Raw genomic sequence first — 22,440 nt, forward strand, 5'->3', positions numbered from 1 at the left:
ATATCAGACAGCAATATTATGCGCTTTCCATCAAATTTAATCGCATCCAGACTACATCGACCACACTGAAATCCACTCCAGCAAGGCCCAGGCCAACGACCCCCAGGAGAACTCCATGGCACTATCCCCTTTTCATCTCGCGATCCCGGTTCACGACCTGCCCGCCGCCCGCCAGTTCTACGGCGAGACCTTCGGCCTCAGCGAGGGCCGCTCCAGCGAGCAGTGGGTGGACTTCGATTTCTATGGTCACCAGTTGGTCATTCACGAACACCCGCAGACCCCGTCCCAGGCATCCGCGCACACCAACCCCGTCGACGGCCATGACGTGCCGGTGCCGCACTTCGGCATCGTGCTGAGCTGGCCAGAGTGGGAGGCGCTGGCCGAGCGTCTCAAGGGCTTTGGCACCCAGTTCGTGATCGAACCCTATGTGCGCTTCCAGGGCCAGCCGGGCGAGCAGGCCACCATGTTCCTGCTGGATCCGTGCGGTAACGCCCTGGAGTTCAAGGCGTTCAAGGACATGGGCCAGCTGTTCGCCAAGTAATACCGCTTCTCTCGCACCTCGCGTCTAGCGACGCCTTATGGTCGCCGCCGATCCCGATCGGCGGCTTTTTTGTGTCGATGGCGATGGCGACCCGCTAAGCGAGTCGCCGAAGATGCAGCGCGCCGATGGCCAGCGCGATCGACAGCAGCACGGCGATGAACAGGGCCACGCCACTCCAGCCGCCCCAGAACCAGAACGCGCCCCCCAGCGTCCCGGCGACGCTGGAGCCGAGATAGTAGCTGAACAGGTAGAGCGACGACGCCTGCCCTTTGGCCTGGCTGGCACGCTGCCCGACCCAGCCGCTGGCCAGCGAGTGGGCGGCGAAGAAGCCGAAAGTGAAGACCAGGATGCCGATCAGGATCAGGCTGATCGGCTCGAACAGCGTGATCGCCAGTCCTACCAGCATCATCACGATGAACATCCAGAAGATCCGGTGGCGTCCGAGACGGTCCGCCAGCGAGCCCGCCCAGGCCGAGCTGTAGGTGCCGGAGAGGTAGGCGATCGACAATAGGCCCACCAGCGCCTGACTGACCTGATAGGGCTCGGTCAGCAGCCGGTAGGCGATATAGTTGTAGAGGGTGACGAAGCCACCCATCAACAGGAAAGCTTCGGCAAAGAGCCAGGGCAGCCCTCGATCCCGGAAATGGACGGTGAACCCGGACAAGACGCTGCGCCAGTTGAGAGGACGCGGCGAGAAGTGCTTCGACGGCGGCAGCCAGCACATGAACAGAATCGCCGCGATCAGCGCCACGATACCGATGATGGCCAGCGTCCAGCGCCACGGCACCCAATCCACCATCACGCCACTGATCAGGCGCCCGCTCATGCCGCCGATCGAGTTGCCGCTGATGTAGAGTCCCATCGACAGGCCGATGTAGCGCGGATGTATCTCCTCGTTGAGATAGGTCATCGCCACCGCGCAGAGGCCTGAGAGCGACAGCCCCGCCAGGGCGCGCATGATCAGAATGCCCATCCAGTTCGGCATCACCGCCGCCAGCAGCGTGCAGGCGGAGGCGGACAGCAGCGCGATCGTCATGATCGACTTGCGCCCCACCGCGTCGGAGACCGGTCCCGTGACCAGCAACCCTATCGCCAGCATCCCGGTCGAGACCGACAACGACAGGCTGCTGGTCGCCGCGTCGATCCCGAAGGCGTCGGACAGAATCGGCATCAGCGGCTGCACGCAGTAGAGCAGCACGAAGGTCGAGAAAGCACCGAGGAACAGCGCCAGCATGGTAGGCCGATAACCGGCCCGGCCACGTTCGATGAAATCACTCTCGACGATCTCCACCTCGCGTTCCAGCTGGTGGTTCGTCGCCCGTGTGGCGTCACGAATCTCGGATGATGTGCGGCGGGACAACCCGATTCTCCCGATCTCGATAGCAGGGCCGAGGCTGGGCGATGACCCTGCCCGGATGGCGTGAATTCCGTTGTTGGTAGATTACGCCGCCTCGATTAAGCTTTCTAATATATTATTCGACGCTTTTGAGAGGTTTTCCGACTCAATGGAATTGCGCTATCTGCGCTACTTCGTGGCCGTGGCGGAGGAGTTGCACTTCAGCCGCGCCGCCCAGCGGCTGGGTATTTCCCAGCCCCCGCTGAGCCAACAGATTCGGGCCCTGGAAGCCGAGCTCGAAACGCGCCTGCTGACGCGCACCAATCGGCGTGTCGAACTGACCGAGGCGGGCCTTCTGTTCCTGGAGGACGCCCGGGAGATACTGGCTCGCACCGAGCGGGCATCGCGACGGGTATCGCGCGTTGGACGCGGCGAGACCGGCCAGCTCAGAGTCGGCTTCACCACCTCGGTCCCCCTGACCGCGACCCTGCCGCAGATACTGTTGCGCTATCGGCAACGCTACCCGGATGTCGATCTGCGCATGCATGAGCTCAACAGCCGCCGCCAGATCGAGCCGCTGCTGGAGGGCGATCTGGACATCGGCATCATGCGCCCCGCCACGCTGCCGGACGGACTCGACGCCTTCACCTTGATTCGCGAACCCCTGATGGCCGTGGTCAACGAACAGGGGCCGCTCGGCGGCCACTCGTCGCCGCTGACACTCGACGAACTGGCGATCCATCCGTTCATCTATTTCTCGCCGGCCGCCGGCACCGGCCTGTTGGATCAGTTCAACGCGCTGTTCGCCAGGCGTGGTCTGACACCGCGCCTGGTCCAGGAAGTCGGTGGCCCCAATACCATCATCAGTCTCGTTGCCGGCGGACTCGGCGTCTCGATCCTGCCAGCCTCCTTCCGACACATCCGGATCGACAACGTGCGCTACCGCCCCATCAGCGACGACGACGCCGTCTCGGAAGTCTGGCTGACCCATCTCCGCCACCAGCCGACACCCCAGACGCAGCGCTTCGTCGATCTGGTGCGCGAATACCGCGGCCGGGAGATACCCGGCTGACCGCAAGCTCTCGTCACCCTATGCCTTTTCGCCGACGAAGCTTGCCGGTAGTCTCTTGCCGACACCCCGCTTCGCAATGCGCCCCCGGGCGTGATGACAGGAGAGATCCGACATGGAATCCGGCTGGAGCCTCGGTCTCATGACCGGCACCGTACTCGATGGCAACATCGATATCGCCATGCTGCACAGCGACGGCGAGAGGATCGACGAGTTCGGTCCCTATGAGCTGGTGCCCTATCCCACCGACATCCGCACCCTGCTCTCGGACACCCTGGCCGCCGCCCGGAAGTGGAACTTCGAGGGTCCCGAACCCGCCATCTTCCGCCACGCCGAGACCGCCCTGACCGAAGCGCAGTCCATCGCCGTCTCGGGGTTTCTCGATCGTCATGGATTCCGGCCCGATCAGCTCGACGCCATCGGCTTTCATGGCCAGACCGTACTGCACCGCGCCCCGGCGGCGGGCCGGCGCGGCGCCACCCGCCAACTGGGCGATGGCGAGTTGATGGCGCGGATGGTGGGCAGCGACGTGGTCTACGATTTCCGCAGCGCGGACGTGGAGCGCGGCGGCCAGGGAGCGCCGCTATCGGCGATCTACCATCGGGCACTGCTGCGGCGCCTCGGCGCCGGTCCGGAAAGCCTGGTGCTCAATCTCGGTGGGGTCGCCAATCTCTCCTGGTGGGGCGGGGATGGAGACTGCAGCGAACGCTTGATCGCCTTCGACACCGGCCCGGCCAATGCGCCGATCGACGATTGGGTCCGGCAGCACACCGGCGCGACCATGGATCGGGATGGCCTCATCGCCAACCAGGGGCGCGTGGACGAGGACCGGTTGAGCGCACTGCTCGACCACCCCTATCTCACCGCCCCCTACCCGAAGTCGCTGGATCGCTTCGACTTCCAGGCGGAGATGGCCGAGGGGCTGGACCTGGAGGACGGCGCCGCCACCCTGACCGCGTTCACGGCCTCCGCCGTGGCCAAAGCGATGTCGCTGCTGCCGCAACGGCCGTCGCGCATCGTCGTCTGCGGCGGTGGGCGCAGAAACCCCACGCTGATGCGGGAACTCGCCCATCGCACCGGTGCCGAGGTGCAACTCGCCGATGCCGTCGGCTGGCGCGGCGATGCCATCGAAGCGGAGTGTTTCGCCTATCTGGCCATGCGCTCGCTGCGCGGACTACCGTTGAGCTTCCCGCTCACCACCGGCGTGGCCACACCGCAGACCGGAGGCCGGGTGGCACGCGCCGTAGACCGGCCCTGACCCTGGCGTCCTCTCCCGCCCGCGCGACCTGCTTGACCCTCCTGCGCCGCTGACTCAGACTGACATTGGCCTCCCGGCTCGGCCTCATCGAGCCGGGAGGCCAACGCTTGACGGGGTGCCGGTGGAACCGGCTGAGATCGTCCTGCGCCGCGACTCGCTGGAGCCGCCGCGCCACGACGGATCCCGACGAACCTGATCCGGCTAGTACCGGCGTAGGGATCAAGCGGAGGTCCGCGTCGAACGGTCCCCGATACCGCCCAACCGTGCCTCCCCCCGCCTACGCTGTGCGCCGGCCTGACCTCAACGTCATGCCCGAGGCACAAAGCACCATGAAATCACCACAGTTTCTCTCCGAGACCGCCCGCGTCGACAGCGCCGCCATCGCGCCGCTGCCCGCCTCGACCAAGATCTACGTCGAAGGATCGCGTCCCGACATTAGCGTCCCCATGCGCGAAATCGCTCTGTCGCCGACGCAGACGAAGAACGGCCTCGAGCCCAACGCCCCGCTCACCGTCTACGATACCTCCGGACCCTACACCGATCCGCAGGCCGACATCGACATCCGTCGAGGTCTGGCACCCCTGCGCCGCGCCTGGATCGACGCGCGCGGTGATACCGAGTGGCTAGCCGGCCCCAGCTCCACCTATGGGCGCCGGCGCGCCGAGGACCCACGTCTCTCGACCCTGCGCTTTCAGCTCGCGCGCACCCCGCGCCGCGCCCGCCCGGGCGCCAACGTGACCCAGCTCCACTATGCCAGGCAGGGCATCATCACCCCGGAGATGGAGTTCATCGCCATCCGCGAGAACCAGCGCCGGCGGGAAGCGCGCGATGCCAAGGGAGACACGATGCTGGATCATCAACACCCCGGCGAATCCTTCGGCGCCAACCTGACTGACGAGATCACCCCGGAATTCGTGCGTGACGAAGTCGCGCGCGGCCGGGCGATCATCCCCGCCAATATCAATCATCCCGAGAGCGAGCCGATGATCATCGGCCGCAACTTCCTGGTGAAGATCAACGGCAACCTGGGCAACTCGGCGGTGACCTCCTCGATCGAGGAAGAGGTCGACAAGATGACCTGGGGCATCCGCTGGGGGGCCGACACGATCATGGATCTCTCCACCGGCCAGAACATCCACGAGACACGGGAGTGGATCATCCGCAACTCGCCGGTGCCCATCGGCACGGTGCCGATCTACCAGGCGCTGGAGAAGGTCGACGGCGTGGCCGAGAACCTGACCTGGGAGATCTTCCGCGACACCCTGATCGAGCAGGCCGAACAGGGGGTGGACTACTTCACCATCCACGCCGGCGTCCGCCTGCATCACGTGCCGATGACGGCCAGGCGAGTTACCGGCATCGTCTCCCGCGGCGGCTCGATCATGGCCAAGTGGTGCCTGTATCACCACCGCGAGAGCTTCCTCTACACCCATTTCGAGGAGATCTGCGAGATCATGAAGGCCTACGATGTCTCGTTCTCGCTGGGTGACGGCCTGCGCCCCGGCTCCATCGCCGATGCCAACGACGAGGCCCAGTTCGCCGAGCTGGAAACGCTGGGCGAATTGACCAAGATCGCCTGGCGACACGACGTGCAGGTGATGATCGAAGGCCCCGGCCACGTACCGATGCAGTTGATCAAGGAGAACATGGACAAGCAGCTCGAGTGCTGCGACGAGGCGCCCTTCTACACGCTGGGGCCGCTGACCACCGATATCGCCCCGGGCTACGATCACATCACCTCGGGTATCGGCGCGGCACAGATCGGCTGGTACGGCTGCGCCATGCTCTGCTACGTCACGCCCAAGGAGCATCTAGGGCTGCCCAACAAGGACGACGTCAAGACCGGCATCATCACCTACAAGATCGCCGCCCACGCCGCCGACCTGGCCAAGGGGCATCCGGGCGCGCAACGTCGCGACAACGCGTTGTCGAAAGCCCGCTTCGAATTTCGCTGGGAAGACCAGTTCAATCTCGGTCTCGACCCGGACACGGCGCGCGCCTTCCACGACGAGACGCTGCCCAAGGACTCAGCCAAGGTGGCACACTTCTGCTCGATGTGCGGGCCGAAGTTCTGCTCGATGAAGATCACCCAGGAAGTGCGCGAACGATTTGGTGGCGACACCGCCAATGTCGCCGGCGACGAGCGGGAGGCCGGTCTGCAGGAGCAGGCGGAGCGCTTCAAGCGGGAAGGCGGTGAGCTCTACCGGGAAATCTGATACCGCCTGTGTGAGCGGGCCTGCGTCTTCCGAGCGTCGACGCAGGTTCACTGCCGGATCGACGTACTGAGACTTTGGTCGCAATCAGGTTATATGCCATCCCGTTTTCGAATGGGCGGATCGCAAAAGGCCCGGGGATGCGTAGAATGCGCGCTTTTGCCCCCGGCAATTTCGCCTGCACAAGGAGCCCGCGCATGACATCAACGACCTCCCGGCCAAATCTGTGGCGACGCATTCCCCTGTGGCAGAAGATCATTGCCGGTCTGGTGCTGGGTGTTCTCGCCGGCGCGGTGATGGGCGAGCAGGCCAGCGTGTTCAAGCCGCTCGGCGATATCTTCATCAACGGCATCAAGATGCTGATCGTACCGCTGGTGTTCTCGACGCTGGTCGTCGGCATCACCGGCATGAGGGATCCCCAGAAGATGGGCCGCGTGGGAGCCCGCACCATCGCGCTCTATCTGGTCACCACCGCTTTCGCCATCGTCATCGGCCTGGTTGCCGCGACGATCTTCCAGCCGGGTGTCGGTGCCGATGCCTCGATGAGTGCCACACAGCAGGCCAACGAGGCGCCATCGCTGGTGGATATCGTGGTCGGCCTGGTGCCGTCGAACCCGCTGCAGGCCATGATCGAGGGCAACATCCTGCAGATCATCGTCTTCGCCATCGGCCTTGGCATCTCGCTGATGATGATCGGCGAGAAGGGCGAGCCCGTCGTGCGGGTCTTCGAGAGCTTCGCCGAGGCGATGTACAAGTTGACCGCCATCGTCATGGCATTCGCGCCCTTCGGCGTCTTCGGCCTGATGGCCAATGTTTCCGGTCAGTATGGGCTGGACGTGCTGCTGCCGCTGGCCAAGGTGATCGGCGTGGTCTATCTCGCCTGTCTCGTTCACGTACTGGTCGTCTATACCGGACTGCTGAGCCTGGTCGGCCGGCTGAATCCGGTACGCTATCTGCAGGGCATCATCGACGCCCTGGTGGTGTCGTTCTCGTCGGCGTCGTCTTCCGGCACGCTGCCGGTCTCGATTCGCTGCGCGCAGAAGAACCTGGGCGTGTCGGAAGGCGTATCCAGTTTCGTGCTGCCGGTGGGCGCGACCATCAACATGGATGGCACCGCGATCTACCAGGGGGTCGCGGCCCTGTTCGTCGCGCAGCTGGTGGGGGCCGACCTTTCGATGATGGACTACGGCATGATCGTGCTCACCGGCACGCTGGCCTCCATTGGAACGGCTGGCGTCCCCGGTGCCGGGCTGATCATGCTGTCGATCGTGCTGGCGCAGATCGGCCTGCCGCTGGAGGCGATCGGCGTCGTCGCGGGTGTGGACAGAATCCTCGACATGGCACGGACCAGCGTCAACGTCGCCGGTGATCTGATGGTGACGACGCTGGTCGGCAAGAGCGAAAAAGAGCTGGACCTCGAGATCTACAACCGTCGCGCCAAGGCGTGATCGACCAACCCGAGACGACTGCGGCCCCGACGATCGTCAGGGCCGCATGGTGAAGAATCTTCGGGCCGTACGACATTGGCGGCTCGAGGGCTCGGTGACTCGGAATATCAGCGGCGCGGTTTGACCGCGTCTTTCAAATCGCCCTTGGCCGATTTGGCGTGGTCCTTGACCTGCTGCGCCGTGCCTTTGCCCTCCAGCTCGCGATCCTTGGTCATCTTGCCGGCGGCCTCGACTCAGTTGCGAGACGTCACTTCCAGCAGATGATAGCCGAATTGCGTCTTGACCGGTCCGTGGACTTCGTTGACCGCCCCATTGAATACGACTTCATCGAACTCCTTGACCATCTGACCACGCCCGAAGGTGCCGAGTTCGCCACCCTGACGCCCGGAGGGGCAAGTAGAGTGCTGACGGGCCACTTCGGCAAAATCGCTGCCGGCTTCGATCTGCTGCTTGAGCTCGAGACACTGCTGCTCGCTGTCGACGAGAATATGGCGGGCGCTGGCCTGTGCCATGACATCACTCCTGAATCTTGATCAATGGGAACCAGCATTCTACGAAAACACGCCACCCGGCGTCACCGCCGATTTCCGAACCCATCACTGCCCCTCGAACCGACGTGCCAGGTAGCGATTGATATCGGCGGACTCATACATCCACTCGACCTCGCCATCTCCATGGTCGATACGCAGACACGGCACCATGGTGCGGCCCCCGCCCGCCATGAGCTCCTGGCGGCGCTCCGGGTCCCGCTGGATGTCGCGCAGTTCGATGGGCAGCGCCAGGCGTTGAATCTGGTGGCGAACGCGCTGGCAGAATGGACAGCTCATGAAATGATAGAGCGCCAAGTCCCGACAGGCGCGATCGACGTCAGCCTGAGCTTCGGCGGAACGCTCGATGGGAGTCGCTGAGAACATTTGTTTAAGTTTCCTGATTATCTGGATCATGTGGACCCACTACAGAGGAACGGACACCATGATACTCGAGGCGCTGGACTATGGTCGTCATGTGTGTCAGATGAACGTTGGCCCGCCAACGAACGAGCGTTATATGATCAGGGGAACCTTCTTTTTCAACCAGTGAGCCCCCTTAATGTTCGATGTAATCCCCGCCAGCCTGCGCCAATCATGCTCCTCTCGTGTTCAGGAGATGCCCGACAACCAGATCGTCGCGGTCGCGGATCTCGCCCGGCACGATGCTTCCGTCGTAAGGCTATGGATTGGCGAAGGGGATCTGCCCACGCCTGTCTACATCAAGCAGGCGGCGATGGATGCACTGGCGGACGACGACACCCGTTACAGCTACTCTCAAGGCTTGCCCGAACTGCGCCAGGCGCTCTCCGAATACCATCGTCGGCACTGGCAGGTGGACATCTCCAGCGATCGCTTCTGCGTCACCATTGGCGGCATGAACGCCGTCACCATGGCAATGCAGGCGATTCTCGATGAAGGCGACGAAGTCCTCATGCCGACGCCGGCATGGCCCAACGCCAGGCAGATGATCGAGATCGTAGGTGGGGTCAACGTCTCGGTGCCCTTCGACTTCTCCCTGGATGGCGACATCTCGCTCGATCTGGACAAGCTTTTCGCCAAAGTGACCGACCGCACTCGTGCCATCTTCATCAACTCGCCATCCAACCCGACGGGCTGGCGCATGCCGTTCGAGGACATGCAGCGATTGAAGGAGTTCTGTCGCGAAAGGGGGCTATGGATCGTGGCCGACGAGGTCTACAACCATTTCGTTTATGACGACGAAGGCCCAGCGGCATCCTTCCTGCAGATCTGCGGGCCGAATGACAAGCTTCTGGTGACCAACACGTTTTCCAAGAACTGGTGCATGACGGGGTGGCGTGCGGGATGGGTCGTGTTCCCAAAAGGCATGGATCAGCTGTTCGCCCGCCTCTGCCAGTACAACACCACTGGCGTGGCATCGTTCATTCAGCGGGCTTGCATCGTGGCACTGGAAGATGGCGACGAATTCATCCGCCAGCAGGTCGAACGTTGTCGAGCCTCGCGAGACATCCTGGTCGAGGGCCTGAGCGTACTGGACAACGTGACCGTATTCTCGCCTCAGGGCACCTTCTACCTGTTCTTCAAGGTTCACGGGCTCGATGAATCCAGCCTGGAGACGGCCAAGCGAATTCTGCGGGAAGCCAAGGTCGGCGTAGCCCCGGGCAGTGCCTTCGGCCCGGAAGGTGAAGATTATCTGCGGATCTGCTTCGCCATCGACCCCGAACTCGCCAGAGAAGCGCTCGATCGACTGACCCCGTTCCTTGCCGCGCTGACTGATGCGCCACGGGGCGCTACCGTCTAGCTGGAACGCTGAACGAGACTGCCCGACGCTACTAGCCGGGCAGTCTCGCGCGACATGCGAAACCGTTCAGCAGGTCGATAGCCTTTCCAGGAGCTCGCTGCGGCGGGTTTCCGGCATGAACGCGGCCTCGATAGCGTTGCCCGCCAGCTGTTTGAAGAGATCGCGATCCCAGTCGAAGGCCTCGAAACACGCCAAATAATTATTCAGCACGCCGCCGCCGAAATAGGCCGGATCGTCCGAATTGAGCGTCACTTTCACACCCTGCTCGATCATCGCGGGCAACGGATGATCTGCCATCGTCGGAACGACCTTCAATCGCACGTTGGAAAGCGGACAGACCGTCAGCGGAATCTGCGACTCCCGCAGGCAAGCCATCAGTTCGGCATCCTGCAGGCAAGCCACGCCATGATCGATTCGACAGATGTCGAGCACCTCCAGCGCCTCGCTGATATAGGCCGCCGGTCCCTCTTCCCCCGCGTGGGCGACGCGTGGAATGCCCAGCGCCTTGGCCCGCTCGAACACCGCCGCGAACTTGGCCGGCGGATTGCCTACCTCGGCACTATCGAGTCCGACGGCATCGATCGACTCGTAGAAGGGAGCCGCTCTCTCGAGCACGTCCATCGCTTCGCTCGCGTCACGATCCCGCAGGAAGCTCATGATCAGCGCCGTGGTCATGCCCCAGCGGCGCTCTGCGTCTCGCATGGCGCGGCGCAACCCCTCGAACGGGACCGCCAGCTCGACCCCGCGGTTCAGATGCGCCTGGGGATCGAACGACAGCTCGACATGCACCACGCCCTCTTCATGGGCGCGCTCGAAGTACGCCATCGCCAGGTCATGGAAATCCTGCTCGGTGTGCAGCACCCGCATGCCCTGGTAGTAAAGATTCAGAAAAGACTGCAGATCGCTGAAATCGTAGGCAGTGCGCACCTCATCCACCGTGTCGTAGGGCAGCGCCACGTTATTGCGCGCCGCCAGCGAGAACATCAGCTCCGGCTCCAGCGAACCCTCGATATGTAGATGCAGTTCGACCTTGGGTAGTTCACGCAGCCAAGTCTTCACGAGCGCTCCTCGCCAATTGAGTGGATGCGTTTCAGGATGCCGAAAATGGTCCATGGAAGAAAGCGTCGGCGAGGATGCCGACGGACGTCAGGAGCGATGACCAGCTCGGTTTTAACGCAGTATCCAAGAGCGCGGTGATCTGTCGGCATTCTCGGGCTCACACCCGCGTCGTCAGCACCTTGATGCCCAACGCCACCATCGCCAGGCCCAGCACTCGGTCGATCCAGTGGCTGAAACGTTTGAACGCACGATGAATTGGCGGCGTGGAGAGCAACAGCGCCACCGCCGAAAACCATCCCAGTTGAATGAGCATGATCCAGACGCCGTAGATGGCGATCTGGTATAGCGGCATCGACGGCGACAGCACGATGGTGAACAGCGAGACGAAATAGATGGGTGCCTTGGGATTGAGCGCGTTGCAGAGAAAGCCCGTGCCGACGATACGCAGCGCCGAACGGGGCGGCAGGATCCTGGCGTTGTCGGTGCCTGGCTCGAGGGAAGCGGGTCGGGATCGCAACCCCTTGACGCCGAGATAAAGAAGATAAGCGCCACCCAATAGCTTGATCGCCCACAGCGCTTCGGCGGAATTGGCGATCACCGCCGCCAGCCCGAAAGCGGAATAGACGATATGAATCGACAGCCCCAGCGCGATGCCCAGGCTGCACAGCAGGCCGATACGCTTGCCGTGGTTGAGCGTCTGCTGGGTGACAAGGACGAAGTCCGGCCCCGGCGAGGCGGCCGCCAGTAGATGCACGAAGGTGATGACGATCAGACCGTGTAGGATTTCCATGACGATTCCTGCAATGCTGAAGAGAAGCGTGAGGTACTCCTGCCATGATCGAACACTTTCGCCATCAAGCCTACTGCAATCTGTGGTCCAACCATCGTCTGCTGAAGGCCTGCGCCCCATTGTCGGTAGCCGAGCTCAAGGCCAGGCGCAGCAGCTTCTTCCCCTCGATCCATGCCACGCTCAACCATATCCTGGTCGTCGACGCCTACTATATCGACGCGCTCGAGGGGGGCACGCTCGGTCAGCGGGCGTTCGAGGACGAGACCCCGCACGCGAGCGTCGATGCGCTGTGGCCGGCCCAGGAAGCGCTGGACCGGCGCCTGATCGCTGTCTGCGAAGCGCTGACCCCCTCGACGCTGGCCGAAAACGTCACGCTCCAACGGGCCGAGCGCCGACAGCTGGAACCGGCACATCGCGTGCTGGCGCACCTCTTCGTCCACCAGACGCATCACCGTGGTCAGGTTCACGCCATGCTCTCGGAGACCGATGTCGCACCGCCACAGCTCGACGAATTCTTCCTGCTCGACGAAGCGCCTCTAAGGCAGACGGAGTTCGAGGCGCTGGGAATCAGCGAAGCGCAGGTGTGGTCGACGCTTCGCTAGCGTCGGTCAAAACAACTCGCGATGCGCCTCGGCGAGCGCCGCCATGCTGTTGAAGCGGAAGTCGACCCTCGGCATGTCGCCTGGATTCATGGTCGCGCCGAAGCCCTCCTTGTCGTGGCGACGATAGATCCAGCAGTTGGCCAATCCATACCGGTTGGCCGGCTGGTGGTCGTGGAACATGCTCTCGGCGGTGTGCAGGATCTGCGACTTGTCGATATCGCGCTCGCCGAGCTTCTCCAGCATGTATTCGAAATTGCGCGCCGCAGGCTTGTAGGAGCCGATGTCCTCGGCCGTGTAGACTGCATCGAACTCGACACCAAGCTTGCGCTGGCTGTAGGCAAAGCTCTCGTTGTCGACGTTGGAGAGCACCACCAGCTTGTAATGCTGCTTGAGATAGCCGAGCGCCTCAGCGGTGTCGGCGAAAGCCGGCCACTGCTTGACGAAATCGCCATAGGCAAGGCACTCGTCGTGGCTGACCGCCACGCCCCACTCTTCCGCCAGGCGCTTGTAGACGACCGCCAACAGCAGCCGGTACTGCAGATGCGGTGTGTAACGCTGCTGGGTCGATTCATGCCGGGCGTGCGCCTCGAGCACCTGGTCGCGACTCAGGCTCTGCCCGGTGCGCTGCAGCAGTGGCTGCAGCCCGGCGACCATGCCGCTCTCCCAGTCGATCAGGGTGCCGTAGACGTCAAAGGTCAGGGTGGTGAAATCCGTCAATTGCATGAGGGTCCCTCTGGTAGCGTCGAGATGCGTTTCCAACGTCGTATGTCGATGATTCGGCTGGCGTTCAGCCGGAATCCGTATTGAGCAGGCGCATGGCGACCTGGAGCTGCAGTCTGGCGTCGGCGTCGTTCAGGGGCATGCCCAGCGCCGTCTCCAATCGCTCGATCCGGTAACGCAGCGTGCTGATGTGGATATCGAGTGCACGGGCGGCCTGCGCCAACTGAAAGCCACTGTCCGCCAGTGCCGAGAGCGTCTCGATGGCGCTCTGCCGTCGCGCGCCTTGCCCCAGGGCACGGGAAATACGCTCGAGGAACAGTCGTCGAGCCTCGGTATCGCCCTCCAGCACCCGGTCGAACAGCAAGGCTTCGAAATCCCGGCGCTCTCCCGGCCTGAGGGAAGGCAGCAGACGCGCCACGTCTCCGGCACCCTCGGCAATGGCCGCCGCCCCCTGCACTTCGCGGCTGATCGCCATGGCCGCCGCGCCATCGTTGAGTTCGCGCCAGAGCATTGCCGTCGAGATATCGGTGCGAACCAGGAACAGCAGCTGGTTGAGCGAGACGGAGATCAGCGGCGGCAGGCCCTGTGCCTCGAGTTGCTCCCTCAGGCGACGCTCCCATCGCTCCCGACGCAGCAGCCCATCCCGGCTCAGCGGCACCGGCTCGTTGAGCAGGATGGCGCAGACATGGTAGCCGGTGTGGGGATCCCACCCCTGCAGCGACGCGCGCTCCAGCGCGGTCGGGGTGGGCTCGAACCGCCCCTCCAGCAGCGAGTCGACGAAGGCGTAGCCGAGCCGGGTTTCCTGTGCCTGCAGCGCCCGCTGGTGGGACAGGTGCAGTGCCGAGATCAGGGCAGCCTGCTCGGCGGCGCGGCGTTCCAGTTCGCCCACGGGAGAAGCCGTCTCGTCGATCCACAGCGTGGCGGCCGGCACCTCCAGAATTCGCACCGGGCAGGCCAGCATTCGGCCGCCGTCCTCCTCGCCCAGGGAGCGAGCCGAGACCGCGGTCAGAAACTGGGCATCAGCCAGCATCGTCGATGTCGGCAGGCGCATCGCCTCGATTCCGGCGCTTCCCCCCAGCCATTCGCCCTCCAGACCGGTGAAGAGCACGTCCCGCTCGAGCAGCAGGCTCAATGCCGTGGCGATATCGCCCAGGCTGCGCGCCGTCAGCGCCGACCGGGTGAGGTCGCGATGAATCCGCTCCGCCTGGGCGATCAACTGTCCCTGGCGGGCGATCAGCCAGGCGTGCACCTCCTCGGTGATCTGGCTGAACGGAACGTCCCAGGGGATCTCCAGGAGCGGAAAATCCAGCGCTTCGGCCACGCGCCGGCTGGTCTCGGGAAAGGCGGTGAGGAACCTCGGCACCGCCAGCGCCACGCCGGCCAGCTCCTTCTTCACCAGCGCCTCGATCAGTGCCCGCTCGGCGGCCGGCTCGTCAGGCCAATGATAACCGGTGGTCAGCAGTAGCTGACCCTCGCGAACCCAAGCGACGATATCGGGATGATCGACCATGTGCACCCAGCGCAACGGTCGATCCAGCGAGCGCTCGCCAGCCACCACGCGAGCGTGGCGCAGATTGGTCTCACGCAGCGCGGTGGCCAGGTCGAGCTCGACCGGCGGCCGCGCCATGTCGGCCTCGTCAACCGACATGGCGGTCAGCCATCCAGCCGCGTCGAGACGAACTTGGTATCGAGATATTCATCGATGCCGTAGCGGCCACCCTCGCGACCCAGGCCGCTGTCCTTGACGCCGCCGAACGGCGCCTGGGGCACGGAAGGCGCGCCATCGTTGACGCCGACGATACCGTAGTCCAGCGCTTCGGAAACCCGTGCCGCCCGGCCCAGATTGCGGGTCCACAGGTAGGCGGCGAGGCCGAACGGCGTGGCGTTGGCGGCGGCGATCGCCTCTTCCTCGCTATCGAAGGCAATCAGCGGGGCGACGGGACCGAAGGTCTCCTCCTGCATGATCTGCATGTCATTGGAAACGTCCGCGAGCACCGTCGGCGCGACGAAGAAACCGTCGACGTCACGCTCGGCCGTCAGACGACGAGCCCCCTTGGCCACGGCATCGTCGATATGAAATTGCGCCTTGTCGCGCCCCGCCTGACTGACCAGCGGACCGATCTGGGTCGTCTCGTCCTCCGGCTGCCCCACGCGCAGTTCGTCGACCGCGGCGGTCAGACGCGCGGAGAAGGCGTCGAGAATGCCACGCTGAACGTAGATGCGATTGGCACAGACGCAGGTCTGGCCACCATTGCGGAACTTGCTCGCCATCACCTCGGCCACCGCGGCCTCGATGTCGGCGTCGTCGAAGACCAGGAACGGTGCATGCCCGCCCAGCTCCAGCGACATGCGCTTCATGGTGGCGGCGGATTTGGCGTAGAGATGCTTGCCGACCGGTGTGCTGCCGGTGAAGGTCACCTTGCGGATGCGCCGATCTTCCATCAAGGCGTCGCTGACCGCCGCCGGTCGCTCGGCGGTGATCACCTGGAACACCTCCGCCGGCCCGCCGGCCTGCTGCCAGAGCTGGGCCAGCAGCAGCGCCGTGACCGGCGTCTGCTCCGCTGGCTTGACGATCACCGAGCAGCCTGCCGCCAGCCCCGGTGCCACCTTGCGGGTGATCATGGCGGCCGGGAAGTTCCATGGCGTGATCGCCAGCACCGGGCCGACCGGCTGACGCAGCACGGCAAGCCGTTTGTCCGGATGCTGGCTGGGCAGAATGTCGCCATCGATACGCTTGGCCTGTTCCGCGTACCACTCCAGGAAGCTGGCGGCATAGTCGACTTCCCCCCGCGCCTCGCGGATCGGCTTGCCCATCTCCCGGGACATGGTGACGGCGAGGATTTCCTTGGCCTCCATCATCGCCCGGTGCCACGCCTTGAGCAGAGCTGCCCGTTCGAAGGCAGTGGTCTTGCGCCACGCCTCGAAGCCGCGCTGGGCGTTATCGGCGGCCAGCTTCGCCTGTGCCACTCCGCAGTCGGCGACCTCGGCGATCACCTCCCCGGTGGCGGGGGAACGCAAGGCGTAGCGGCCCGCATCGGCGGCATCGAAGCCGACGATCGAAGCGGGGTAGTAGTGGGCATCAGCAGGCGTACGAAGTGGTACGGTTGGACTCTGAAGAGAGGATGAGGAGGAAGACATCGATCCGGTCACCTGTGCGAAAAGAAGGAAGTCTAGCCATCCTACCTCCAGGCCGAAGCGAAAACCTCCTGCAAAAAGCCGGATAAATTGATCAAAAAATCCTGCTTATAGCAGAATATTTCAAACCACCTGGATCTTCGAGGCGGCCTCTTCGGTCATCCGGCCGCGCCAGGTCCGCCCGGGATCGCCGCTGGTCAGCAGGGTGTCGAAGTCCGACAGTTCGGCGAAGAACGCCGCTCGCATCACATCGAGCTTGCTCTCGTCGGCGACCAGGATCCTGCGTTCCGCATGTTCGATGGCGGCCTGCTTGGGTGCCACTTCATGGAAGTGGAAACAGCTGGCCCCCTTTTCGGCATGGACCCCGGCAGCGGAGATCAGCGCCTTGTTGATACCCAAGCGGCGAATCGCCGTGGTGACGTCCTGCCCGCCGAAGGAGTCGGAAGCGGCGTAGTAGAGCCCGCCCAGCACCACCAGGCGCATGTTGGGCATGTCGCGCTGGCTAAACGCGTTGGCGACGTTGAGGGCGTAGGTCACGATGGTCACGTTCATCTCGCGCGGCAGCAACGCGCAGAACGGCATCAACGTCGTGCCGCAATCGACGAAGACGGTATCGCCCTCCTCGATCATCGACACGACCGCCTCGCAGAGGCGTCGCTTGGCCTTCGCATAGCGGTCTCTCTGTGCATCGAGATTGTAGGCGGCGGCAAACTGAGGGTTGTCGGCCATGACCAGGTGGCCACCGAAGGAGATGATGGCACCGTTACTGGCGGCGATATCCCGCCTCACCGTCATCTCGGAGACGTCGCACAGCGTCGCCGCATCGGCCAGTGGAAGCGCGCCGTTGCGCCGGATCGCTTCACGGAGTCTCTCGAGCCTTACGGCGCTGCGGCCATTCATGACATTCTCCCGACATTATCTTTCCGATCAGGGTGTTGCGACATCGTTTCACGCGCCATGTCTCTTCCTTGGACACTCACCAGCTAGCACGGTATCACCGCCGGCCAACGATGTTACCCCGTAACGCAGCGAGGAGCCCGCAGGCTCCTCGTCGACGAATCCACTCCTGCAGCGTCAGAACTGCCAGCCAACGCCGAAGTAGTAGCCCCATCCGGTGGAACGCAACTCGAAGCTGTCGCCGTGACTGTTGGGGAACGGCGCCATCTCGCCATCGTTCCATTGGCCGCCGTTGTGGAAATAGCGTGCCACCGCCATGAAGCGCAGATGCGTGAACTGGTACAGCAGCACGTTGGTCGCCACAGTCGACTCGTTGGTACGGGTCGGGTCGTTGTCGCCGAGGTCCGAACCGAAATCGTGGTTGGTGAAACCGACGTAGACCAGCGACGCACCGTTATCGAAGCTGCCCAGCGGATAGGAGTAGTTCAACTGCGCGCGGTAGCCATCCCAGGAGTGCTCGTTGGCGGCACCGTAATTTTCCCACTGGCGACGTTTGTAAAGATTGAACGAGAGCCCGAGCGGCGAGCCGGTATCGATATCGGTGCCCAGACCGGCGTAGAGCGTGTTCTGACGGCTCTCCGTGGTATGCCCCCAGTCGAAGATATAGTCGAAGGCGACGAACCACTCCTTGAACGGGCCGAAACTCAGGTCCTGGCCGGTCATGTCGTCGATGGAGAGACGCGGCTCCAGCTCCATGAACACCGGCGACCCCTTGTCGAAGATACCGCTGTCCGCTGCATTGCCGACACCGAAGAATTTCGGGAAATCGATATAGCCGTAAAGATCCAGCGGCCCCTTGCGACCGAAGAATTCGTATTCCAGATAAATATCGTCGACCTGCTGCGGCCCGAACCGGATGCTCTTGCTGCCGATGACAGTGAGGTTCTGATGATACCAATCGGACAGATAGGGCCCGTCGGCGGTTTGCCCCTCTGCCGTCGGTCCTTCGTCCGGTGTCTCCTGCTCGATAACCGGCGCTTCGTTCTGGTCATCGGCGGCCCTGGCCGGGGATGCGGCCAGCGTCATCGCCCCCAATCCCAGCGACACCGACAACGCCAGATGGCGAGATCCTCCTTTCGGCCACCATTCCATAGCACCCATTGGCCGTGCGATTCGTTCTACCATGCCATTCCCCTACTCTTATTGTGTTGTCATCGTGACGTCATTGCGGCGGCGTCATCGTCCAGACGGTTATCGCCGATTTGTGACTATTTTTTCATTCCCCTGACCGCCCGTGGCTGGCACAGGCATGCCATCGCGTCACTGCTACGCAATAGTGACTCGGAAATAGGTCGTAAAGCACTACATATGGGCCCATTCTTTGTCCAAAAGTACTCTATGAGCTTGTGAGAATAAAAACAACAAGTGACGGGGAAAACCAAAAAATGTTAAAAACATCTCAAGAAGATGTCCTGTCGAAAGGCGTTTTCTACCCATCAGGACCAACACCAAGGACAACAACATGACACTCATCATGGGTCTGGTCGGCGTCGTCGTGCTGCTGATGATCGCGCTGATCTTCTCGAGCGACCGCAAGGCGATTCGGTTGCGGACCGTTATCGGCGCTTTTGCCATTCAAGCCGGTATCGGTGCCTTCGTGCTCTACGTGCCTTTCGGCCAGAGCGTGCTGGGATCCGTCTCCAGCGCCGTCAGCCAGGTCATCAGCTATGCCAACGACGGCATCGGCTTCCTGTTCGGCAACCTGGCCGATCCGACCAATGTCGGCTTCGTCTTCGCCATCAAGGTGCTGCCGATCATCATCTTCTTCTCGTCGCTGACGGCGGTGCTCTACTACCTGGGCATCATGCAGTGGGTCGTGCGCATCCTGGGCGGCGCGTTGCAGAAAGTGCTCGGCACCTCGCGCACCGAATCGCTCTCCGCCACCGCCAACATCTTCGTCGGTCAGACCGAGGCGCCACTGGTGGTGCGCCCGTTCCTGGCCAGCATGACGCGCTCCGAACTGTTCGCGGTCATGTGCGGCGGCCTGGCATCCGTCGCCGGCTCGGTGCTCGCCGGCTACGCCGAACTCGGCATCCCCATGGAGTATCTGATCGCCGCCTCGTTCATGGCGGCGCCCGGTGGCCTGCTGTTTGCCAAGATCCTGATGCCGGAAACGGAGCAGCCCGACGATCGCACCCAACAGGCCAGGGATGTGCTGGAAGCCGAGGACAAACCGGCCAACGTGCTGGATGCCGCCGCTTCCGGCGCCTCGTCGGGGCTGATGCTGGCCGCCAACGTCGGCGCGATGCTGCTGGCCTTCATCGGCCTGATCGCCCTGATCGACGGCATCCTCGGTGGCGTCGGGGGCTGGTTCGGGGTGGATTCGCTGAGCCTGTCGATGATCCTCGGCTGGTTGTTCTCACCGCTGGCGTTCGTGCTCGGCATTCCCTGGCATGAAGCGACACTGGCGGGCTCGTTCATCGGCCAGAAGCTGGTGGTCAATGAGTTCGTGGCGTACATCAACCTGGCCCCCTACATCAGCGGCGACACCGTGGTGGAAGCGACCGGTCAGGCGATGTCCGCCCATACCGCCGCGATCCTGTCGTTCGCGCTGTGCGGATTCGCCAACCTCTCATCGATCGCGATCCTGCTCGGTGGTCTCGGCACGCTGGCGCCCAGTCGCCGGCCCGAGATCGCCCGCTACGGCCTCAAGGCCGTACTTGCCGGCACGCTCTCCAACCTGATGTCGGCCACCCTGGCCGGGATCTTCCTGTCGCTGGCCGGCACGGCCTGAACCGGGATGCGTATCGCATGATCGCCATGAAACCCCGGCAGACTCGGCGGAGACATGCCGGGAGCCGGGCTCGGCAGGAAGCCGCCACCAACACGCCGGACAAGGAGATAGGAAGATGAGCAGTCTCGAGCAAGCCGCCAGCCGGGCGCTGGCCATGATGGACCTCACCTCGCTCAACGATGACGACGATGACGCTGCCATCCGGACACTGTGTCGTCGTACCGACACGCCGTACGGCGCCCCCGCCGCGGTCTGCCTCTACCCGGCGTTCATCGACGCGGCGGATCGCGAACTGACGGCCATGGGAATTCGCGACCGGGTACGGATCGCCACGGTGACCAATTTCCCCGACGGTAGCGTCAACGTCGAGCGCGCCTGCCGCGAGACCCGGGCGGCCGTCGCGGCCGGTGCCGACGAGGTCGACGTGGTGTTTCCCTACAAGGCGCTGATCGGCGGCGATGCCGAGTCGGGACGCGCCCTGGTCGCAGCCTGCCGCGACGCCTGCGGCGATCGCCTGCTCAAGGTGATACTGGAGACCGGCGAACTCGAGGATCCGGCGTTGATCCGCCAGGCCGCGGATATTGCGCTGGAGTGCGGCGCGGACTTCCTCAAGACCTCCACCGGCAAGGTGGCGGTCAACGCCACGCTGGAAGCCGCCGACATCCTGCTCTCCGCCATTCGCGACAGCGGCCGCGACGTCGGCTTCAAGGCGGCCGGCGGCATCCGATCCACCGAGGATGCCAAGGCCTACCTGGATCTGGCCGCCGGCATCATGGGCGAGGCGTGGCTCACCCCGGCGCACTTCCGCTTCGGCGCTTCCGGCCTACTGGATGCGCTGCTCGCGACGCTGTCCGGCGACGACACCCAACCGACCGGCGGCGGATACTGAATCAGGTCGACCACGAGCGGAGAGCGCCATGCTGACGCAGGAAATCATTCGACGTAAGCGCGATGGACAGACCCTCGACCGCAAGATGCTCGATCTGGTCATGGGCGGCATCGCCGACGGCAGCATCGGCGACGCGCAGATCGGCGCGTTCGCCATGGCCGTCTATCTCAACGGCATGAACCGGGACGAGGCGGTGGCGCTGACCGAGTCGATCCGCGACTCTGGGCAGGTGATGCGCTGGGGCGGCCCCGGCGATCTCGGGTGCGCCGGCCCGGTGCTCGACAAGCACTCGACCGGCGGTGTCGGCGATCTGGTATCGCTGATCCTCGGCCCCTGGGTCGCCGCCTGCGGTGGCCATGTACCGATGGTCTCCGGTCGCGGCCTGGGCCACACCGGCGGCACCCTGGACAAGCTCGAATCGATTCCCGGCTACGACGTTACGCCATCCGACGCCGTTTTCCACCGCCTGGTAAAAGAGGTCGGCGTGGCGATCATCGGTCAGACCGGGTCGCTGGCGCCGGCCGACAAGCGCCTCTACGGCGTGCGCGACGTGACCGCCACGGTGGAGTCGATCCCGCTGATCGTGGCCTCGATTCTGGGCAAGAAGCTCGCCTGCGGCCTCGAGACGCTGGTGATGGACGTCAAGGTCGGCAGCGGCGCCTTCATGCCGACACAGGAAGCGTCTCGCGAACTGGCCGAGGCGATCGTCGCCATCGGTTGCGGCGCAGGCACCCGGACCAGCGTACTGCTGACCGACATGAACCAGCCGCTGGCCGACTGCGCCGGCAATTCACTGGAAGTCTTCGAGGCACTGCGGCTGCTTGGCGGTCATGGTAAAGAGAGCCGCCTCCATCAGGTAACGCGGTCGTTGGCCCAGGAGATGCTGATCCAGTCCGGCCTGGCCGGCGATGCCGAAGAAGCCGACAAGCGGCTGAACCGCGCGCTCGACTCCGGCGAGGCTCTCGAGCGCTTCTCGCGCATGGTGCAGGGTCTCGGCGGCCCTGGCGATCTGGCGGAGCATGCCGGCCACTATCTCCTCTCCGCCCCGGTCACGGTCGATCTCGAGGCGGATCGGGCGGGCTTCCTCAGCACCATCGACACGCGCGCGCTCGGCCTCGGCGTGGTCGAGTTGGGCGGCGGGCGGCGTAACGCGGGTGATGCCATCGATCACCGGGTCGGCCTGTCACACATCGCCCCGCTCGGCCAGCGCATCGAACCGGGACAGCCGCTGCTGCGCATCCATGCCGCGGACCGGGACGACGCCGACGCCGTCAGCCAACGCCTGCGTCGCGCCTTCGGACTGAGCGAGGCGCCCGTCGAGCCGCCGCCACTGGTTCACGCCACGCTGCGTCAGGAAGACCTGTCATGAACGAGGAAAA

General features: G+C 64.0%; 20 protein-coding genes and 1 riboswitch. Of the genes, 10 read left to right on the forward strand and 10 right to left on the reverse strand.

What is annotated here, in order from left to right; genetic code table 11:
* Nucleotides 1-115 precede the first annotated feature (115 nt).
* Nucleotides 116-541 carry a VOC family protein gene (locus F0A16_RS13740; protein WP_149435963.1) on the forward strand — a complete coding sequence of 142 codons (426 nt, stop codon included), beginning with the start codon at nt 116-118 and terminating at the stop codon, nt 539-541.
* Nucleotides 542-635: 94 nt separating this feature from the next.
* Here F0A16_RS13740 and F0A16_RS13745 read toward each other — a convergent pair whose 3' ends face one another.
* A complete protein-coding gene (locus tag F0A16_RS13745; protein WP_239023831.1) occupies nt 636-1,901 on the reverse strand; it encodes an MFS transporter in 1,266 nt (421 codons plus the stop codon).
* Nucleotides 1,902-2,046: 145 nt separating this feature from the next.
* On the opposite strand from F0A16_RS13745, the gene F0A16_RS13750 reads away from it, so the two are divergent.
* From F0A16_RS13750 to F0A16_RS13765, 4 genes are all read left to right on the forward strand, one after another.
* Nucleotides 2,047-2,949 carry a LysR family transcriptional regulator gene (locus tag F0A16_RS13750; protein ID WP_149435964.1) on the forward strand — a complete coding sequence of 301 codons (903 nt, stop codon included), beginning with the start codon at nt 2,047-2,049 and terminating at the stop codon, nt 2,947-2,949.
* Nucleotides 2,950-3,061: 112 nt separating this feature from the next.
* On the forward strand, nt 3,062-4,204 hold the full coding sequence (locus F0A16_RS13755; protein WP_149435965.1) for an anhydro-N-acetylmuramic acid kinase: 1,143 nt from the start codon (nt 3,062-3,064) through the stop codon (nt 4,202-4,204).
* Between the two features lie 101 nt (nt 4,205-4,305).
* A riboswitch (TPP riboswitch) is annotated at nt 4,306-4,440 on the forward strand.
* Between the two features lie 93 nt (nt 4,441-4,533).
* A complete protein-coding gene (gene thiC / locus F0A16_RS13760) occupies nt 4,534-6,420 on the forward strand; it encodes a phosphomethylpyrimidine synthase ThiC (RefSeq protein ID WP_187776011.1) in 1,887 nt (628 codons plus the stop codon).
* Between the two features lie 194 nt (nt 6,421-6,614).
* Nucleotides 6,615-7,865, forward strand: a complete 1,251-nt coding sequence (locus tag F0A16_RS13765) for a dicarboxylate/amino acid:cation symporter (RefSeq protein WP_149435967.1) — start codon at nt 6,615-6,617, stop codon at nt 7,863-7,865.
* Nucleotides 7,866-8,098: 233 nt separating this feature from the next.
* Here F0A16_RS13765 and F0A16_RS13775 read toward each other — a convergent pair whose 3' ends face one another.
* Nucleotides 8,099-8,377, reverse strand: a complete 279-nt coding sequence (locus F0A16_RS13775) for a peptidylprolyl isomerase (RefSeq protein WP_149435968.1) — start codon at nt 8,375-8,377, stop codon at nt 8,099-8,101.
* 84 nt (nt 8,378-8,461) lie between these two features.
* Entirely contained in the window at nt 8,462-8,779 is a 318-nt protein-coding gene (locus F0A16_RS13780; protein WP_149435969.1) for a glutaredoxin family protein, read from the reverse strand.
* A 175-nt stretch (nt 8,780-8,954) separates the two neighbouring features.
* On the opposite strand from F0A16_RS13780, the gene F0A16_RS13785 reads away from it, so the two are divergent.
* Nucleotides 8,955-10,175, forward strand: a complete 1,221-nt coding sequence (locus F0A16_RS13785; RefSeq protein ID WP_149435970.1) for a pyridoxal phosphate-dependent aminotransferase — start codon at nt 8,955-8,957, stop codon at nt 10,173-10,175.
* Nucleotides 10,176-10,241: 66 nt separating this feature from the next.
* On the opposite strand, the gene F0A16_RS13790 is transcribed toward F0A16_RS13785, so the two are convergent.
* Both F0A16_RS13790 and F0A16_RS13795 read right to left on the reverse strand, forming a co-directional pair.
* Nucleotides 10,242-11,234: an adenosine deaminase gene (locus F0A16_RS13790; RefSeq protein ID WP_149435971.1), complete on the reverse strand. Its 993-nt coding sequence runs from the start codon at nt 11,232-11,234 to the stop codon at nt 10,242-10,244.
* Between the two features lie 157 nt (nt 11,235-11,391).
* Entirely contained in the window at nt 11,392-12,024 is a 633-nt protein-coding gene (locus F0A16_RS13795) for a LysE family translocator (protein ID WP_149435972.1), read from the reverse strand.
* A 44-nt stretch (nt 12,025-12,068) separates the two neighbouring features.
* Between F0A16_RS13795 and F0A16_RS13800 the strand changes: the two genes are divergently transcribed.
* A complete protein-coding gene (locus F0A16_RS13800; protein ID WP_149435973.1) occupies nt 12,069-12,626 on the forward strand; it encodes a DinB family protein in 558 nt (185 codons plus the stop codon).
* A gap of 6 nt (nt 12,627-12,632) precedes the next feature.
* Here the strand turns inward: F0A16_RS13800 and F0A16_RS13805 are convergent, their stop codons facing one another.
* The 5 genes from F0A16_RS13805 to F0A16_RS13825 all read right to left on the reverse strand — a co-directional run bounded on the left by F0A16_RS13805 (nt 12,633) and on the right by F0A16_RS13825 (nt 18,539).
* Nucleotides 12,633-13,349 (reverse strand): haloacid dehalogenase type II, encoded by a 717-nt coding sequence (locus F0A16_RS13805; protein ID WP_149435974.1) that lies wholly within the window; start codon nt 13,347-13,349, stop codon nt 12,633-12,635.
* A 64-nt stretch (nt 13,350-13,413) separates the two neighbouring features.
* Entirely contained in the window at nt 13,414-14,994 is a 1,581-nt protein-coding gene (locus tag F0A16_RS13810) for a PucR family transcriptional regulator (RefSeq protein ID WP_223119790.1), read from the reverse strand.
* Between the two features lie 5 nt (nt 14,995-14,999).
* Nucleotides 15,000-16,484: an NAD-dependent succinate-semialdehyde dehydrogenase gene (locus tag F0A16_RS13815; RefSeq protein WP_149435975.1), complete on the reverse strand. Its 1,485-nt coding sequence runs from the start codon at nt 16,482-16,484 to the stop codon at nt 15,000-15,002.
* A gap of 120 nt (nt 16,485-16,604) precedes the next feature.
* Nucleotides 16,605-17,381: a DeoR/GlpR family DNA-binding transcription regulator gene (locus F0A16_RS13820; protein WP_149435976.1), complete on the reverse strand. Its 777-nt coding sequence runs from the start codon at nt 17,379-17,381 to the stop codon at nt 16,605-16,607.
* A gap of 174 nt (nt 17,382-17,555) precedes the next feature.
* Nucleotides 17,556-18,539 carry a nucleoside-specific channel-forming protein Tsx gene (locus tag F0A16_RS13825; protein ID WP_223119791.1) on the reverse strand — a complete coding sequence of 328 codons (984 nt, stop codon included), beginning with the start codon at nt 18,537-18,539 and terminating at the stop codon, nt 17,556-17,558.
* Between the two features lie 361 nt (nt 18,540-18,900).
* On the opposite strand from F0A16_RS13825, the gene F0A16_RS13830 reads away from it, so the two are divergent.
* The 3 genes from F0A16_RS13830 (at nt 18,901) to deoA (ending at nt 22,430) form a co-directional block, all read left to right on the forward strand.
* Nucleotides 18,901-20,172, forward strand: coding sequence for a NupC/NupG family nucleoside CNT transporter (locus F0A16_RS13830; RefSeq protein WP_149435977.1), 1,272 nt, complete (start codon nt 18,901-18,903; stop codon nt 20,170-20,172).
* A 115-nt stretch (nt 20,173-20,287) separates the two neighbouring features.
* The gene (deoC, locus tag F0A16_RS13835) at nt 20,288-21,061 is read left to right on the forward strand and encodes a deoxyribose-phosphate aldolase (RefSeq protein WP_149435978.1); all 774 of its coding nucleotides are present in this window, start codon (nt 20,288-20,290) and stop codon (nt 21,059-21,061) included.
* Between the two features lie 28 nt (nt 21,062-21,089).
* Complete coding sequence (gene deoA, locus F0A16_RS13840) at nt 21,090-22,430, forward strand: thymidine phosphorylase (RefSeq protein ID WP_149435979.1); 1,341 nt, start codon at nt 21,090-21,092, stop codon at nt 22,428-22,430.
* The last annotated feature ends 10 nt before the right edge of the window (nt 22,431-22,440 follow it).

The organism is Salinicola corii (assembly GCF_008298015.1).
In the GTDB taxonomy this organism is placed as follows: Bacteria; Pseudomonadota; Gammaproteobacteria; order Pseudomonadales; family Halomonadaceae; genus Salinicola; species Salinicola corii.